Source organism: Mycolicibacterium wolinskyi str. Jessa 2025, from assembly GCF_049241375.1.
Lineage (GTDB): Bacteria > Actinomycetota > Actinomycetes > Mycobacteriales > Mycobacteriaceae > Mycobacterium > Mycobacterium wolinskyi.
Map to the genome: position 1 here is coordinate 6,106,886 of NZ_CP185960.1, position 15,708 is coordinate 6,122,593.

The window sequence follows — 15,708 nt, forward strand, 5'->3', positions numbered from 1 at the left end:
GGCGACCTCAGCGCACGGTCGAGTGTGTGAGCGCACAGTCGGATGCTCAACCCCACGGCTTCGGCTCGTGGAACCGGTTGATGATCGGGATGCGCTCGATGATGCGGTCGCGCAACCGCGGCTGCGGGTAGGTCACCGGCGGTGGGGCAGGCGGCGGCACGAACGCCGGTGGCGGTGGCGGTGGCACGTACACCGGTTCCGGCGGGGGTGCGGGCGGCACGTACTCGGGCGGCGAGTAGGCGGGCGCATTGTCGACCTCGGCCACCGGGGCAGGAGCGGGCGCCGGGGCCGCCGGCTCAGGCGCGGGCGGTTTCGCCGCGGGCCGGGCAGGTGGCTTCTCGGCAGGCGGCGCCGGTTTGGGGACGGCCTTCGGAGCCGGCTCCTGGCGCGCAGCGGGCGCGGGTTCGCTGATGTTGGCGACCTCGGCCGACGGCGCCACCGCGCCGGGATGCAGCTTGATGCCGACCGCGGCCGACGTGGCGACGACGAAGGTCACCACGGCGGCGGCGAGGACCGAGCTCAGCGCGCCGACCTTCGTCAGGTGCAGGCCCCACCTGGACCGCGTCGTATCGGCAGGCGTGTTCACCGCGAGCGCCGCCGCCAGGCCCGCGCCACGCGCGTAGGCCAGATCAGATTCGGCGGCGGAGATGACGGGAACGGTCGCCATGTCGGTGAGCGCCGCGACGATCGACTCGTCGCAATCGGAGCCGAGCACGAAGATCGCGTCGGTGTGCCCGCCGGTGGACTCTTCGAGTACGGCCTTGATGTTCTCGATCAGCTCGGCGGCTGTTGTGTCCTGCGGAGACCGGTCGATCCGGTCCGCCGAGACCGCGTCGGGTGTGACGGTTGCCGCGACGGCGGCATCCGATTCGATGATGCACACCGCGATCTCGTCGTAGCCCGCGATCTCGGCGATACCGCCGGCCAGGACGCCTGCGGCCTCGACCTCCGAGACTGCGACGACGTTGCCGAACCCGCGGTCCTCCAGCGACTGCAGGACATGACCGGCCAGCGGCGCGGCGTCAGCGGTCCAGGTGACGCCGATCGCGTGAAGGCGGTTGCCTGCGGCTTCGGTGTCTTCGACCAAGCCCTTCAGCAGACCCGCAGGGTCGTACGTCTCGACGTCATCGATCGTGATCGCACCACGGTCGACGGGATCGCCCTCGCCCGTCGTTCCGTCGACGAGCACCCACCGGACGGCTCTCGACGTCATCGCGAGGCCGAGCACGAGGTCCATATCGATCCCCCGTTCTGGCTGATACTCCAGAGTTGAGGTTACCGGTGTGACGGCGCTTACTCTCGATTGTGGCTCGTCTTGATGCGGAATCTCACGATCTTCGAGCCCTACAACTGCCCTCCCGATGCCCTCCGAATTTGGTGCATCAGTGGCCTCCTGAGCGGTCTTACGATCGATTTCTACGTCCGAATCCGACGTCTCGGCACCCCTGGTGGGAGACAGACATGACGGTGATGACACGCCGACGATGCCCCGCAATCCTTGCGGTCCTCGTACTCCTCATGGCGCTGGTGTCCGGCCTTGTTCAACCGGCGCCTGCCCGCGCGGACGGCCAAGGGTGCCCCGCCCAGGTCGCCGCCCTGGACGACAATCAAGCCAGGATCGCCGAGCACAACGCGCGCGGCGGCGGGCCCGGGCCGCCCGAGATCGTCATTCCGTACAACCGCGAGGCCGATCAGCTCAACGCCGAGAAGGACGCCCTGGTCGCGAGCCTGCAGGCCTGTCAGCTCGCCATCGGCAAACTTCGCGACAACGGCCCCGCGCCGAAGGCCCTCAAACCCACGGTCCTCAGCGATCTCGGCAAGGCCGCGGCCGCCGCCCGCCCGCAGTGGACGTCACCCACGCCGCCGGTCAAGCTCGGCGACGGCCGGGTCACCGTTCCGAAGGACCACGCGCTGCGGCCGGTCTGGGACGTCGTCAAGAACCAGGTCACGCCGCTGAAGCCATACCCCAACGTGCCATTGCAGGGCGAGCGGCGACCCAGTGTCGGCGACAGCCATCCGTCCGGATACACCGTCGGCTCGAAACCCAACGGTGCCCCGGCCGTATCGGCCGACCACATCGTTCCCAAGGTGGAAATCCTCTACCTGCCCCGGTTCTTGGAACTGACACCCGAGAACATGTGGGAAGTGCTCAACGCCGCGTCGAACCTGCAGTGGCTACCGTCGGAGGTCAACACCAGGAACAAGAACTCCAAATCAGCCGCGGACATGCAGGACGTCGACCCGGACTGGCAGAAAGAGCAGGTCGCGCTGCAGGACCGCAAACGCCGCGAACTGACGGACATGATCGCCCAATTGGCCGACAGTCAATTGCCCAACCCATGAGCGACGAGGACGGTTTTGCCTGAGATGGCCGGTATCGACGAGGCGGCCCTTGCCGCCGCAGCGAGTTGGGACACCAAGCCCATCAGCATCCTGACGCCGAGCGCACAGACCCGCACGGCGGTGCACGAATCGTGGTGGCCTGTGGTGGAATCGTCCGATCCCGAGGAACGCAAGCGCATCGCAATACAGCAATGGGACGCCGAGTTCCTCGATCTCATACCGCGATTCGCCGACGCGTTGCACAGCCAGCTGGTCGACGTGCGGGCGGCCAAACACGATTGGCTGGATGCGCCCTCACTCGATTACGTACTGCGCACCGAGGAAGGCGAGCTCGCGGTGTGGGTCGGTGAAGACCCACGAACGTTCGGCGCCACCACCCCGCCGTATTTCGAGTCTCTGCCCGAGCCGGCGCGCGGGTTTCTGCGGCAGACCCATGCCGGCTTCACGACGTGGGACGGCGAGTCGTGCGGGTTCATCGCACCACGCCATATGACGACCCTGGCCGCGCGATGGGGTGACCCCGACAGCAACGACATCCTGGAATGGGAAGAGGACGACTACGAGTTCCCCGGCACGCAGCGGCTGCTGTTCGTGACCGAGGGCGGGTCGGATGCGAGCCTGTGCACCTCACCGGATCTGCCTGCCGGCCTTGCCATCACATATTTCGAACCCGACTTCGAGGTGAAGCCGTTCGGTGAAGCGCTCGACCAGTTCATGAACCTACCGCTTTAGGGGTGCGCAGTGAGCTATCCCGGACCCTGGCCGCCCGTCCCCCAGTCCCCGCCACCCGGCTGGGGCCCGCCACCCGGGTGGGGCCCGCCGCCGCAGCCACCGCAGCCGCCTCAGTGGGCACCACCGCCGGGTCCACCGTACGGGTGGCAGCCACCGAAACGCTCACGGCGCAAATGGATTCTGACGGCAGTGGTGGTGGTGATGCTCGTCGCGGGCGTCGGCGGCTTCCTCGGTTTCCGCCACCACCAGAGCGAGCAGCGGCGCGCCCAGATCCGTGCCGCGGTCGACGAATTCGCCGAAGCCTCCGACACCGCCGATACCGAGAAGATGGCGACGTTGATGTGCCGGGCGGAAGCCGCCGAGTTCACCGAGGGATTCGAGGGCGATCTCGACAACGGCGGGCCGATCGAACCGGCCAGCCGCCGCCCGGTGAACATCGAATCGATCACCGTGACCGGCGACGAAGCCACGGTCGAAGTGACGCGGCCGCCGGCACCGACGAAGACCTTCAAGCTCAAGCGTGAAGACGAATCCTGGAAATTGTGCAATCCCGAATAGCGGGGAAGGCCGGGGCTGACGGTCGAATGACCATCACCCCCGGCCTCCGCCGTCAGATGTCGCCGCGCGAGAAATCCGCGAGCAGCGTCGGCACCGCCGAGTCGAACCCGGAGATGTCGAGCTGACGCGGGTCGGCCGGATCGGCGATCGAGTTGCGGGTCGCGGTCATTGCCACAACCACGAGCCGTGCATCGATACCCATCTTCTGGCGGTACCGCTCCAGCGCCTGGTGCGGGTGAATGTTTCCGTACCAGGTCTCGTTATCGGTGTAGATGTGGAACGTATCCACCTTCACCCGATTCTTGAGCGCCCAGATCATCGGCTGCGCGCAGTCCGTGGCGCCCATCGGGAGCGCCTGGGTGTACGCGCACACATCGTCGAGACGACGACGCGGGCTGATGTCCAGCTCGGTGATGGCCGTGCTGGACCAACCGCCGGCACCGGCGGTGAACCCGACGATCCGGTGCTGCCGCTCGGTCGCCGCGGTCACCATCGCGAGCGCTGCCGACGCCTCACGGCACGTCACCGGTAGACCCGACACGCGCGAGCTCATCGAGCCCGAGATGTCGAGCGCCAGCAGCGTGCGCTTGTTCGCCGGTCGCACCGCGCCGTAGGCCGCGTAGAACGCGGCGTCGAGCGCATCGGAGATCCGCGCGACGGGCGTCCAGGTGGCCTGCCCGCGCGCACCCTGGCCGGAGGCGTAGGTACGCTGCGCCACAAGCACATTCACCGGGTGGACACGAGCCTTCTTGAGGCGCTCGGCGTCGGTCAGCTGACCGGCCACGGTCTCGCCGACCGCACCGGACAGCAGCCCGAGCCGGGTGAGCCGCGGCAGCTGACGCATCAGTGCCGTCTGCGGCATACCGCGCGCGATCAGCGCCTCCCACACCGCCGGCTCGGCCAGCGCTGCGTCGGGCAGCATCTCCCACGACAGACCGTGGCCGCGGCCGACGATCTCGGCCCACTGGGCCGCCGTCGACGCCGCCTGCGCGTCCTCGAAGTCGGCGATGATCGCGAGCTCGTCGGGCACGAAGTCGGCACGCAGAACCGGCCGGACCGCGGTGCGCTGCCCGGCCTTCAGCTGCTCGCCGGTCAGCCGGACCGGCGCCTCGGTGTAGTCACCGAGACCCTTGCCTGCCGCCCAGTTGAACGCCATGCGCCGGGCCGGATCGCCCACGCCCGACGGGCTGGCCAGCCGCAACATGTCGCGGTGGCTCCACCCGCCGCGCTGCCGGTACTTGACGAGCTGGTGGGCCAGCGCGTCGACCGGCCGCTCGGTGTACCACTGGCCGACTGCGCGACGCAGCGTCGGTCCCCAACCACGGAACTGCTCGACGTAACCCGCGAACAGGAACAGGTGGGTACCGGTGCGCGCGACCCGCGGCAGTGCCGCCAGCGCCGCACGCCGACCGTCGACGTTGTCTGCCGACGCCGCGATGGCCAACGCGAACAGCGCCGGGTTCTGCTTGGGCGCACGGCCCGCTTCGGAAACCTCGACGATGCGGTTCACGAGCCCGATCGGATCGCGGTTCGCAGCACGCAACACCACGTCGGCGTTGTCGCGCGTCAGTTCACGGTCTGCGGTGTAGTACGTCCCACCGTCGGTACCGAGCGTCAGGAAGCGGTGCACCCGCGCCCAGTCGTCGACCGAAAAGGTGTAGCCGCCAGCGGCATTGGGCACCTGCTCCGGCTTGGCGGCCAGCGCCTGTGGTGTCCGGCGCAGGCTGATCGTCTTCAGAATGTCCATGGGGCTACTCCTTTCGTTGTCGTGGGTCTTGCGGGGCCGCGAGCGTGTGAGACGTCGACCGGAAACGCAACAGTCGAGCTGTCACGTCAGGAGTCGAACCTGAATTGCACCGGATAACCGATCGACTGCCGGCCCGCGGCATTGAAGTTGTGCGCCAAGCGATGTGGGCGTGTGAGTCATCGACCGGAAATAAGTGCTCTACCGACTGAGCTACCGCCCCGTGTAGGGCGGGCAGGATTCGAACCTGCGACCTCTCCATCCGTAGTGGTAACCGATCAACATCCGGCTCACATCACCGGCCCGCAGAACGGTACGCGGGCAAACGTGGTCGCGCCATTGATTATTCGCCGCCACGTCGCGAGACTGCACCCAGGGCTGCTATCTCGCGCTCTCAGCGACCGTGTGCGCAGTCTCAGCGGGCGCCTCGGTCGGTACCGTAGAGAGAGCACATCCCCGTTCACCGAAAGGAAGTCTGCAGTGGCCAAGAAGCGCTGGAGCGAGCTGTCCACCACCGCCAAAGCGGCGATCATCGGCATGGCCGCGGCAGACGCCGGCCTGCGCGCCTGGGCACTGCGCGACCTCGCCGGCCGCAAAGCGGATCAGGTGAACGGGCCCAAGTGGCTGTGGGCCGGCGCATTGGGCGTGTTGAGCACGCCGGGCGTGATTCCTGCCGCGTATTTGGTGGTCGGGCGCAAGCACTAACCCTCTGACGACGGTCCAAGCGGGCCCGAGCTGGGCCTGCGTTGGATCCGCAGTGTGGGCACCTGAAGCTCCGTCGTCGGCGGTGCAGGCAGGACTGTCGTCGAATCCTCTTTGAGCCGAACGATTCTCGGCACCGCCGCGGCCTGCGGCCGGCGCACGATTGTCGGCGGGGCGGAGAGGTCCTCGGTGGGTTCGGGCGCCGCGGGCGGCACCGGCGCAGCCTTGGCGGCGCGCGTGTCACGGCGGACCAGATACCCCGCAAGCGGACCGGTGAACAGCATGACGACCAGGACGATGAGGCTCAGCGCGCACACGGTGACGTCGAAGGTGCTGGTGATCTGCTGGGCGAGGTTGTTGCCGTAGATCGCGTCGGGCGCAGGCGCGGCGTAGCGCGGCGCGAGGGCGACACCGATGGCCACATCGGCGACGGCGAACACGAACAACACCGCGCTGAACGCCGCGGTGACGCTCGTCGCCATCGCCCCGTTGCTGAGCTGTCGGTGCAGCCACCGGGCGATGACGGCCGTGATGAGGCTGAACACCGTCATCGCGACGCTGTCGTACAGCGCCCTGGGCAGGTCGAGCGACAGGGCGATCAGGTAGTCCACGACGCGCAGGGCCGCGGCCGCGAACGACCAGAAGGCGATGAGCGTCAGGCACTTCTGCGCGGCACCCCGGTACGCGCCGATGGTCGGCGGCTTGATCAGGAAGACCGCGTACAGCGTCGTCGGCGCGACGATCGCCGCGGCGGCCGCCCACGCGAGATAACCCTCGTAGCCGACGGCGGCGGTCGACGTGTTCTGGGCGATGCCGTGGAACGCGTCGATGTCGCGGCCGATGCCGAAAACCCACACCACCGCCGCCGCGAGCGCACCCGAGATGCCGATCGCCGTCGTGGCGAGCCGGGCGGCAGCGGTCCGTTCGGTGAGCCAGCGCGACGCGATGACCAGCGCGATCATCGCCTCCGCGCCGTAGAGCAGCGTCGTGACGATCACCGCGACGTCGTGGCCGCCGAAGTCGACCTGCGTCACGAACAGATAGCGCAGGCGCCAGTACAGGTTGAACGCGACCGACAGCGTCGCAAGCGCGATCGAGACGAAGCCGATCACCCGCGACACCGCATACCAGCGGCGAAACTTGTTGTCCTCGATCGTGATCGACGTGATCGGCGGCTGCGCTGCCAACAGGGCCCCCGCGATGCCGAGCAGCATGCCCGGCCCGACACCCGGCGCGACCGCTCCCGTACCGCCGTCACCGACGGTCTGCACCAGATGGAAGCCGACGAAGCCGATCACCACGACGAGGTAGGCCAAGCTCAGGACAAGCCGGATCCGGCCGGTGCGCCGCACATCGGGGTTGGCAGCCGTGAGCCGGAACGGTCCGAGGTGCGGCGTCAGCGCGGCGACGATCGCCAGCAGGGTGACCACGGCCAGGACGGCGAACAGTGACCCGTCACTGGAGGGGACACCGACACCGAACTCGAGGTTCCACGGGAGCAGCAGCGCCAGGACGAGCAACGCGACCGCGCTGCCGTCGCGCACCCGGTTCGTCCGGGTGGGCACGTAGCCGACCCGCGGCGACTTCGCCACGGTGGGCGCAGCCATGGTCGCCACCTGGACAGTGGCGGGCGCGTCGTAACGCTGGTCGGTCACCTACCGATTCCTCTCATGAGTGATGTCGCGAGACGTCTCAACCAGCGTGCTCATTTTTGCTCCGACGCACAAGCAGCGTCGGCGGTAGCTTGGACTGAACCGTCGGAGCGCGTACAACATGCGTGAGGCAAGGAGTGTGGAAACCGTGGACGTTGTCCTCGGGGTAGCGGTCACCGGGCGGGTGGCGCGCCTGGCGATGATCGGCTCGCCCGCCAGCGGCGGGCAGCTACTTGACCAGTACGCGCTGGACCTGTCCGACGACGGATTGACCGAGCTGGCCGACACCATCATCGGCACATTCCGCGCGGTGACCGAATCGGGCAACCAGGTCGCGGCGACTCGGCTGTGCCTGCCCGACGCGTCCGAAGCCGACACGCTGCGCCAGACCGTGCAGAGCGCGGGTGTGCCGAACGTCGAGGTGGTGGCCGAGGCCGAGGCCGCCGCGGCCCTGGCCCGCAGCGCGGGCGCCGATGCGGCGTTGCTTCTGTCCGACGACGACACCGCATCGTTGACCGTGGTCGGCGAGAACGACGAGGCGACCTCGATTCTGGCGACGGTGCCGGTCGGTGCCGCCGGTGCGGCTGCCGCCTGCGCCGCCGTGCTGCAGCAGGTGCCCGCGGCTGACGCACCGATGCGCGTGATGCTCGTCGGACAACGACTCGATCTTGATTCTGTTGCCGCAGAGCTTCGTTCGACCGCGCCGGTCGAGGTGCCCGCCGACGCGGGGTATGCGATCGCGCGCGGCGCGGCTCAGGCGGCCGACGGTTTCGCACCCGCCGGTGCGGCCACGCAGATGGCACCCGCGGCCGACGCGACACAGCTCGCCCCGGCCGCGGAAGCGACACAAATGGCCCCCGCCGCCGCGGCAGCAGCGGACGCGACCCAGATGGCCCCCGCAAGCGAGGCGGCCACCGAGGGCGCGGTGGGCCCGGACCTCGCGTATTCGCAGGAGACCGAGAGCGAGCCCTGGCCCGACGAGATGCCGATGGACCCGCTCAACGAGTTCGTCCCCGAACAGGCCGACGAGGCGGAGTACACGACCGCCATCGCGCCGCCACCGCCCCGGATGCTGCTCATGGGCAGCGCCGTGATGTTCGTCGTGGTGAGTTTCGCCACGCTGGCCGTCACGGTCGTGACCAACGTCCGGCCCGCGGCCGACGTCAGCGCGCAGCCCGTGACCGCGACGCAGGCGAACACCGTGCCCGGCAATTACCTCCCGCCCGTTCCGCATGAGCCGGATCCGGTCGCGTTGCCCGTTGCCGTACTGACGCCGCCGCCTGCCGCTCCTGCCGCACCGAGCGTGCGCTCGGGCACCGGCGATCGCCCGGCCAACCAGGCACCACGCGTGCAAGCGCCGGCACCTGCCGCGCCGCCGGCAGCGCCGGCTCCCCCGCCGGTGCAGGCTCCGGCGCCGGTTCCCGTGCCGGTTCCGGTCCCTCCGGTGATCGTGTTGCCGCCGCTGACCCCGTGGACGCCGCCGTGGGTGACACCGACGACGCCACCGACAACGCCGCCGACCACGACGCCACCGACGACGACTCCGCCGACCACAACACCACCCACAACCACCCCGCCGACGACTACACCGCCCATCACGCCACCGACCACGACGAAACCGCCGACGACGACTGCGCCGCCGACCACGGTCGACCCGACCACCTCGGCACCGCAGACGCCGCCGTCCTCGGAGCCTTCGGTGCCACCGGTGGAGGAACCGTCCTATACGCCGCCTCCGACCTACACGCCGCCGGTTGAGCAACCAGTGGAGCCGGCACCCGAGGTCCCGGCCTCGCCGGTGTACCCGGAGGCGCCGTCGGGTGGCGATTCATCGAGCGGCGGCGACTCAGGCGGCGGCGACTACGGAGATTCGCCCGTGACGACGGTGCCGCTCAGTCCGTAGATCGCGGTCTCTTGACCGACGATCACGCGAGCGGCGCGACCGGCTGCGGTTCAGCCGGTGCCGCGGGACCGGGCAGCGGACCCCTGGGCAGCGGCGTCGTGACGATGTGCTGTGCGGGCGGCGGCGTGGCGGCAGGCCCGGAAAGCGGTGCGGGCGTGGGTGCTGCCGGTGCCTGCGGCGCGGCGGGTGCCGGGGTCGCCGCGGGATCCTCGGCCCAGCTGGCCTGAAGTTTCCGCGCGACGAACGCCGCTCCCTCGGCCACGAGACCGGCCTCGGAGTACTGGTTGTGCGCGGCGAAACTCCTGCCCTGCGGGTCGCACACCAAGTCGTTCTGGACGCACAGATCGATGGCCTTGGCCTCGTAGTGCGGGCCGACGACGACCGGCGGGTCGTTGAGCACCCGCATGAAGCGGTTGGACGGTTTTCCGAACAATGCGACGGCCGCGACGTGGTCGGCGATCTCAGGCGGCATCGGCGTCGGCACGTCCACCGGCGAAACCCCGTCGGGCACAACGCTTGCCGTGACGAATCCCATTACCGCCGCGCCCTGGGAGAAGCCGCCGAGCACCATCTTGGTGTCGGGGCAGTTGGCGGCAGTGGAGACGATGCGGGCCCGCGCGTCGGAAATTCCTTGGACGGCGGTGGGGAAATCGGTTGTCGCAGGGTAATTGACGGCATAGACATTGACCGTCTTCGCGCCGAGCTGCGAGCGCAGCGATTCGACGAACGCGTCGCCAGTCGGTCCGACGCCGGGCAATTCGGTGGTACCGCGAGCGAAGATCACCTCGGCGTCCGGGCAGGGCGCGGCATTCGCAGACGGCATCATTGCGTTTGGCATCAGGGAAGTCGCCGCTGCCGCAACGGCAACCACCCCTGCGATTCTCAGTCTCCCCACCGACTCATGCTGACACAGCGCCCCATTGAGCGCTCCTTGAGAAAGTGGAGGCACAGAGCTTTCACAAGATCCAAAGGAAACCTTCAATATTGCAATGCCTTTGAGGGCCGGATGCGCGATTCGCCAGAGTCGTCAGTGCGGCACATTGTGACACGACACCGGCCCCACGAGGCGCGCTCAGCCTTTGCTACCCCATTCGTCCCGCTCGGGGTCAACACCACGCGATGAGCTGCCGGATACCGTGCAGCACAGCGAAATTCACGGATGGCCGTGGGCCCTACCGGAATTCGCGAACATTGACGGGAAAGCACCTCACCGGTCCGCCTGCCCCTGGAGCGCCCTCACGACATCCATCAGCGAGACGTGACGAAGAACGCACCAGGTTAATTAGGTTCTCGTAGTTTTAAAAGTCATACTAATTGCCCGTGGACGTCCAGTTTCTTCTGCTTTGCATCGTTGTGATCACCGCTCTTGTGTTCGACTTCACGAACGGTTTCCATGACACCGGCAACGCCATGGCCACGTCGATCGCGAGCGGTGCACTCAAGCCGCGGACGGCGGTCGCGTTGTCGGCGGTGCTCAATCTGGTTGGCGCGTTCCTGTCCACCGCGGTGGCGGCCACGATCGCGAAAGGCCTCGTCGACGCCAACCTCGTCACGCTGGAACTGGTGTTCGCCGGACTCGTCGGCGGCATCACCTGGAACCTGTTGACCTGGCTCCTCGGTATCCCGTCAAGCTCATCGCACGCGCTGATCGGCGGCATCATCGGCGCGATGCTCGCCGCGGCCGGCGGCCACGGCGTGATCTGGCAGGGCGTGGTGTCGACGGTGATCGTGCCTGCCGTGCTGGCCCCGCTCATCGCCGGCCTGGTCGCCGGACTCGGCAGCTGGCTCGTCTACCGCATGGTGCGCGGCATCCCCGGCGCCCGTACCGAGACCGGATTCCGGTACGGCCAGATCGGATCGGCATCACTGATCTCCCTCGCACACGGCACCAACGACGCCCAGAAGACAATGGGCGTGATCTTTCTGGCACTGATCTCCTACGGCGCCGCAAGCTCGTCCGACACCATGCCGCCGTTCTGGGTCGTCGTGGCGTGTGCCGTCGCGATCGCGCTCGGCACGTACTCGGGCGGTTGGCGCGTCATCCGCACTCTGGGCAAGGGCCTGGTCGACACCGAGGCACCGCAGGGCATGGCCGCCGAATGCTCGTCCGCCGCAATCATTCTGCTTTCCAGCAGCTTCGGCTACTCACTGTCGACCACACACGTCGCCACCGGTTCGATTCTCGGCAGCGGCGTCGGCCGCGGCGCCGAGGTGCGCTGGGGAGTCGCCCGCAGCATGGTCACCGCCTGGCTGATCACGCTGCCCGCCGCGGGCCTCGTTGGAGCCCTCACCTATTTCGTCGTGCACGGCATCGGCGGCTTCGCCGGCACCGTCACCGGCTTCGTGCTGCTTCTCGGGGCGGCAGTGCCGATCTGGCTCAAGTCACGCAAACCACCGATCGACCACACCAACGTCAACGACGAATGGCAAGGCAGCCTCACCGCAGGCGCGGGCACTGCCATGGACCGCGTGTAGGAACGGGAGAACCACCATGAATGCCTGGATCAACCTCGCCGCAGTCGGCAAGATCTTGCTGTTCGGCCTTCTCGTGGGCGCCGCGGTGCCCGCCGTATTCGCCGCGGGTGTCCGCCTCAACGCCATCGGCGCGGGCTCGTCCTCGGGCTCGCCACGCAATCGAGTCTTGATCGGCGTCAGCTGGGTGCTCGTCGCGCTTGTGCTCGCCGTCGTGGTCGTGGGCGTGTTGTTCATCGCCCGTGACTTCATCGGCCACCACACCGGCTGGCACATTCTGGGCGCGAAATCGCACTAGGGCGACCGCGCCGCGAACGCACTCACGCCCCCTCGGATGAGGGGGCCTGAGTGTTCTTGTGGCAGGTGCAGGATTCGAACCTGCGTAGGCGTAAGCCGACGGATTTACAGTCTGTCCTTCTTGGCGTTTGTGTTGTTGGTGTGCGATGGGGTGTCAACAAACCGGCAGGTCAGCGCGTTGGCGTGGTTGGCGCGCAACGGTGCGTCACAGGAATCCTGCGGGCGGTCTGCGGGCGATCGGCGTACTTGTCGGTGCCCTGTGAGAGGTTCGCGGCATGAGCACCCAGCACCCGTTCAAAGAGGACCGACCGGAAGACCTCCCGGTGTCGGCTGAACTGTGGGACGCCGCGCAGAAGTACAGCGGCCCAGGCCTGATGATCGCCATCTACCGGGCGGTCAAGCAGCTCGAGAGCGAAGTAATCGCCCTGCGGAACGACTGTTGACGCGGGTTCGGGCAGATCGGCTCACCCGCATGTCGTGGCCTGATAACAGGCATGGCCGGAAGTAGCGTCAGCAGTCATGGCCGACCCCGAACGCAACCCGACCTACCTCCGCGAACTCGCGAAGCACGTCGAAGAGTTCCGCGACGCGTTCAGTTCATTCCTCGAGCTGCACACGCCGACCTACCGTGGCCCCGGCATGGGCATGGTGCCTGCAATCTCGCCCCTAGACGGCACCGATCCCACCAAGATTGAGGCGCTCCGGGCACGCGTGTCCGAAGCCGCCGGGCGAGCCCGGCGGGCACCTCACATCACCGGTTGCGTGATTGGTGTCGCTCGCCCCGGCAGCGAAACCCAAGTTGTTGATCCGATCGCAGCGTGGCAGACCGTCACACAACCGAAGCCAATGCTCGAACCGTCGAACATCCTCGACGCGTGCAATCAGATGATCGGTTCGCTTGAGGAGATGGCCGACAGGGCACTTGCCGAGTTACCGCCGACCGTCGACGTCTCTGAAATGCATCCGGCGGTGTGGGGTCAAGCGGCCCGATTGTGGCGCGACGAGCACTATCGGCAAGCAGTGGCGGCGGGCGCAGAGGGCGTGCTCTCGATGGTGAAGTCGCGGACCGGCCGTTACGACATCCCCGACACCGCGTTATGGCAACAGGTGTTCTCCGACCAGAAACCCGAACCGGGCAAGCCACGTCTCCGTTGGCCAGGTGACCCGACTCACCAAACCGTGGTTTCAATGAATGCCGGGTTGCGCCAATTCGCGCCCGGTGCGCAAATGACCATCCGCAACCCCGCCACCCACGGGTTAGGTGAGATGACACCGCAGGAGGCCGCCGAGCGCCTGTCGACGCTCAGCCTGCTTGCCCGGTGGGTCGACCAATGCGATCTGCTCGAAGCCGACCCGCCAGCGGGCACGCAGTGACCGTCGCCGCGCTTGTTCTCGGCATCGTCGGCACCGTGCTCGCCGCGCTGTCGCTCGGTTGGAACGTCGCGCAATACCTCCTGTCCGGCGCACGACCGCGACTCGTGCCGGTCATTGGCGCGCACTACGGCGGCGGCGCGTTCCCGGTCGACGCCACCGTGGACGCGCGGCCAACGTTGCTCGCGCTCGAGGCGCAGTTCGACGCCGACCCCGACGACCGGATCGTCGGTGTCAGAGTGGTCAACCGGGGTCGAGCCGATCTGCGCGTGACGGGGTGGGATTTTCGTGTGCTGCCCGCCGGGCCGCGCCAGTTTCCGGCCCTAGCGCCCGGCTCCCCCGCAATACCGTGCACGATCCCGCCCGGCGGCGAGGAGACGTTCTTCACGTCGGCGGCGACCGTGCGCGCGGCTGCCGTGGTCACTCAGGCGGTCGACGGTCGATCACAACGTCTGGTTGCCACGATCACCAGCGGTGGCCGCACCTACGAATCCGCTCCGATCTACACGCCGATGCTCACCGACCTCGATAGATAGTGGATTCAAAGGCGTCGCCCGTGAGGCCAAATTGCATGTCGCGGCATCGACCGGCGCGCATACGTGGCTATCGTCGGACGCCATGACCGAGCAGGCTGCTGTACAGCGCCGATGCATGTTCTGCGACCGGGCCAAGGGGGACCTCGTCGACCCCAACGACCCGGCATCACAAGCAGTCATTATGACCCGCGAACACATCTTTCGGTCATCCTGGAAAGACAAGATCGTGGTCAGCCCACTACCTAACAATCAACCGATGGGCGATCGGGAATTTACGCGTTACGGGCGGGATTTCACACCCAAGTCATCACGGCCGGAACCGCTGTTCGAAGTTGTAGTGAAACCCGTGTGCGACTACTGCAACAACGGCTGGATGAACGACCTGGATTCCGCCGTGGAACCGTGGATACTCGACCCTTACAACGGCGAATGCGACCCCGTCGACCTACGGCGCTGGGCCATCAAGGTCGCTGTGTTGCGGTCACGGCACGAACACCCCAGGGTGCCCCAGCCGGAGGATTTCACCTCGCTCTATAGCGGCGACGACATCGCCGACTGGCATATTTTCGTTGGGCGCACGCTTTACCCAAGCCACAGCCACACGTTCGCTGGCGTCGGGCCAATCACACCGGCCGGTGGACGGGGACTTGGCCTAACGCAAGTATCCTGGTCGCTCGGTCACGTCGCCGTCGTTGCGATCCGGCTTGTGGGCGAGGAAACCGGTAAGGAACTATTCAAGGCCTTCAAGTACCACAACCGGTCGGAGGGAATCATGGTTGCCGAGGTATCACCAACGGCCAAAAGGATTCCCAACCTGGCGCAACTGCCCGAGCTCACCCCGATCAAATGGGAAAGCATCGTGTGGTATTACAGCACCCACCCGCTATCCCCAATCGCAGCCGGGCTCGCAGAGATGGACGACGGATTCCGGAGCGTTCTGGAGCAGCACGGCGCACCCTACAACGATCTGTGAGTCGGTCCGCGACCCCCGCACTTCACGAAAATCCCTGCGCCACAATAAGTCTCCTGCTTCGAGGGCCCCGACACCCCGTCGATCGCGGTTGCGGCCGTTCAATCACGCCGCGCAGAAAAAAATTGCGACTACCGCGTGGTTAGTCGTCGGGGGGGGCGTGGCCGACAATATCGGGGTGGCCTGCCGGGTGCCGCTAGAAGCCGCGCTGCCACTCGGGCTGTTGGTCGGCGTGCGCATTCGGGTTCGTCGACACCAGCCGGGACGGGCCGAGTGGGCAACTGTTGGCGTGTTCTTCGGGTTGGAACGACGGTGTGCCGCACTGGCACCGGGACAGACCGCGGGGGAATTCCGGCGGTTCAGTGGGGACCGTTCGACGGCGGGCCAGGGTCCGTTAGGTCGAGGGTGGGTGGACGGCCGCCACTGCT

General features: G+C 67.5%; 15 protein-coding genes. 11 read left to right on the plus strand and 4 right to left on the minus strand.

Annotation, left to right across the window (positions count from 1 at the left end):
• Positions 1-46: 46 nt before the first annotated feature.
• Entirely contained in the window at positions 47-1,237 is a 1,191-nt protein-coding gene (locus ACOI2T_RS30235) for a DUF7159 family protein (protein ID WP_409502198.1), read from the minus strand.
• A 224-nt stretch (positions 1,238-1,461) separates the two neighbouring features.
• On the opposite strand from ACOI2T_RS30235, the gene ACOI2T_RS30240 reads away from it, so the two are divergent.
• The 3 genes from ACOI2T_RS30240 to ACOI2T_RS30250 are packed head-to-tail and all read left to right on the plus strand — an operon-like array spanning position 1,462 to position 3,633.
• The gene (locus ACOI2T_RS30240) at positions 1,462-2,343 is read left to right on the plus strand and encodes a hypothetical protein (RefSeq protein ID WP_131807591.1); all 882 of its coding nucleotides are present in this window, start codon (positions 1,462-1,464) and stop codon (positions 2,341-2,343) included.
• A gap of 15 nt (positions 2,344-2,358) precedes the next feature.
• Positions 2,359-3,075: a hypothetical protein gene (locus tag ACOI2T_RS30245; protein WP_409502199.1), complete on the plus strand. Its 717-nt coding sequence runs from the start codon at positions 2,359-2,361 to the stop codon at positions 3,073-3,075.
• 9 nt (positions 3,076-3,084) lie between these two features.
• Positions 3,085-3,633, plus strand: coding sequence for an Rv0361 family membrane protein (locus ACOI2T_RS30250; protein WP_409502200.1), 549 nt, complete (start codon positions 3,085-3,087; stop codon positions 3,631-3,633).
• Between the two features lie 52 nt (positions 3,634-3,685).
• Here the strand turns inward: ACOI2T_RS30250 and ACOI2T_RS30255 are convergent, their stop codons facing one another.
• Entirely contained in the window at positions 3,686-5,380 is a 1,695-nt protein-coding gene (locus ACOI2T_RS30255; protein ID WP_409502201.1) for a TROVE domain-containing protein, read from the minus strand.
• 477 nt (positions 5,381-5,857) lie between these two features.
• Between ACOI2T_RS30255 and ACOI2T_RS30260 the strand changes: the two genes are divergently transcribed.
• Entirely contained in the window at positions 5,858-6,082 is a 225-nt protein-coding gene (locus tag ACOI2T_RS30260) for a hypothetical protein (RefSeq protein ID WP_409502382.1), read from the plus strand.
• Here ACOI2T_RS30260 and ACOI2T_RS30265 read toward each other — a convergent pair.
• Complete coding sequence (locus ACOI2T_RS30265) at positions 6,079-7,734, minus strand: DUF7937 domain-containing protein (RefSeq protein ID WP_409502202.1); 1,656 nt, start codon at positions 7,732-7,734, stop codon at positions 6,079-6,081. The two genes, ACOI2T_RS30260 and ACOI2T_RS30265, sit on opposite strands and share 4 nt — an antisense overlap.
• Positions 7,735-7,879: 145 nt before the next feature.
• Here ACOI2T_RS30265 and ACOI2T_RS30270 point away from each other — a divergent pair, with 145 nt between their 5' ends.
• Positions 7,880-9,634: a DUF7159 family protein gene (locus ACOI2T_RS30270; RefSeq protein ID WP_409502203.1), complete on the plus strand. Its 1,755-nt coding sequence runs from the start codon at positions 7,880-7,882 to the stop codon at positions 9,632-9,634.
• Between the two features lie 22 nt (positions 9,635-9,656).
• On the opposite strand, the gene ACOI2T_RS30275 is transcribed toward ACOI2T_RS30270, so the two are convergent.
• The gene (locus tag ACOI2T_RS30275; RefSeq protein ID WP_409502204.1) at positions 9,657-10,472 is read right to left on the minus strand and encodes a cutinase family protein; all 816 of its coding nucleotides are present in this window, start codon (positions 10,470-10,472) and stop codon (positions 9,657-9,659) included.
• Positions 10,473-10,954: 482 nt separating this feature from the next.
• Between ACOI2T_RS30275 and ACOI2T_RS30280 the strand changes: the two genes are divergently transcribed.
• The 6 genes from ACOI2T_RS30280 to ACOI2T_RS30305 all read left to right on the plus strand — a co-directional run bounded on the left by ACOI2T_RS30280 (position 10,955) and on the right by ACOI2T_RS30305 (position 15,283).
• Positions 10,955-12,109, plus strand: a complete 1,155-nt coding sequence (locus ACOI2T_RS30280) for an inorganic phosphate transporter (RefSeq protein ID WP_085146409.1) — start codon at positions 10,955-10,957, stop codon at positions 12,107-12,109.
• A 16-nt stretch (positions 12,110-12,125) separates the two neighbouring features.
• Positions 12,126-12,404 carry a hypothetical protein gene (locus ACOI2T_RS30285; RefSeq protein ID WP_409502205.1) on the plus strand — a complete coding sequence of 93 codons (279 nt, stop codon included), beginning with the start codon at positions 12,126-12,128 and terminating at the stop codon, positions 12,402-12,404.
• A 274-nt stretch (positions 12,405-12,678) separates the two neighbouring features.
• Positions 12,679-12,846, plus strand: a complete 168-nt coding sequence (locus ACOI2T_RS30290; RefSeq protein ID WP_409502206.1) for a hypothetical protein — start codon at positions 12,679-12,681, stop codon at positions 12,844-12,846.
• Between the two features lie 76 nt (positions 12,847-12,922).
• Positions 12,923-13,777, plus strand: coding sequence for a TIGR02391 family protein (locus ACOI2T_RS30295; protein ID WP_409502207.1), 855 nt, complete (start codon positions 12,923-12,925; stop codon positions 13,775-13,777).
• Positions 13,774-14,310, plus strand: coding sequence for a hypothetical protein (locus tag ACOI2T_RS30300; protein WP_409502208.1), 537 nt, complete (start codon positions 13,774-13,776; stop codon positions 14,308-14,310). The genes ACOI2T_RS30295 and ACOI2T_RS30300 overlap by 4 nt, the downstream gene beginning before the upstream one ends.
• Positions 14,311-14,392: 82 nt before the next feature.
• Positions 14,393-15,283, plus strand: coding sequence for a hypothetical protein (locus ACOI2T_RS30305; protein WP_409502209.1), 891 nt, complete (start codon positions 14,393-14,395; stop codon positions 15,281-15,283).
• The last annotated feature ends 425 nt before the right edge of the window (positions 15,284-15,708 follow it).

Coding starts and splice junctions, on each gene's coding strand:
- ACOI2T_RS30295 (WP_409502207.1), top strand. CDS start 12,923: ATGGCCGACCCCGAACGCAACCCGACCTACCTCCGCGAACTCGCGAAG.
- ACOI2T_RS30290 (WP_409502206.1), top strand. CDS start 12,679: ATGAGCACCCAGCACCCGTTCAAAGAGGACCGACCGGAAGACCTCCCG.
- ACOI2T_RS30275 (WP_409502204.1), bottom strand. CDS start 10,472: ATGCCAAACGCAATGATGCCGTCTGCGAATGCCGCGCCCTGCCCGGAC.
- ACOI2T_RS30240 (WP_131807591.1), top strand. CDS start 1,462: ATGACGGTGATGACACGCCGACGATGCCCCGCAATCCTTGCGGTCCTC.
- ACOI2T_RS30305 (WP_409502209.1), top strand. CDS start 14,393: ATGACCGAGCAGGCTGCTGTACAGCGCCGATGCATGTTCTGCGACCGG.
- ACOI2T_RS30285 (WP_409502205.1), top strand. CDS start 12,126: ATGAATGCCTGGATCAACCTCGCCGCAGTCGGCAAGATCTTGCTGTTC.
- ACOI2T_RS30255 (WP_409502201.1), bottom strand. CDS start 5,380: ATGGACATTCTGAAGACGATCAGCCTGCGCCGGACACCACAGGCGCTG.
- ACOI2T_RS30235 (WP_409502198.1), bottom strand. CDS start 1,237: ATGGACCTCGTGCTCGGCCTCGCGATGACGTCGAGAGCCGTCCGGTGG.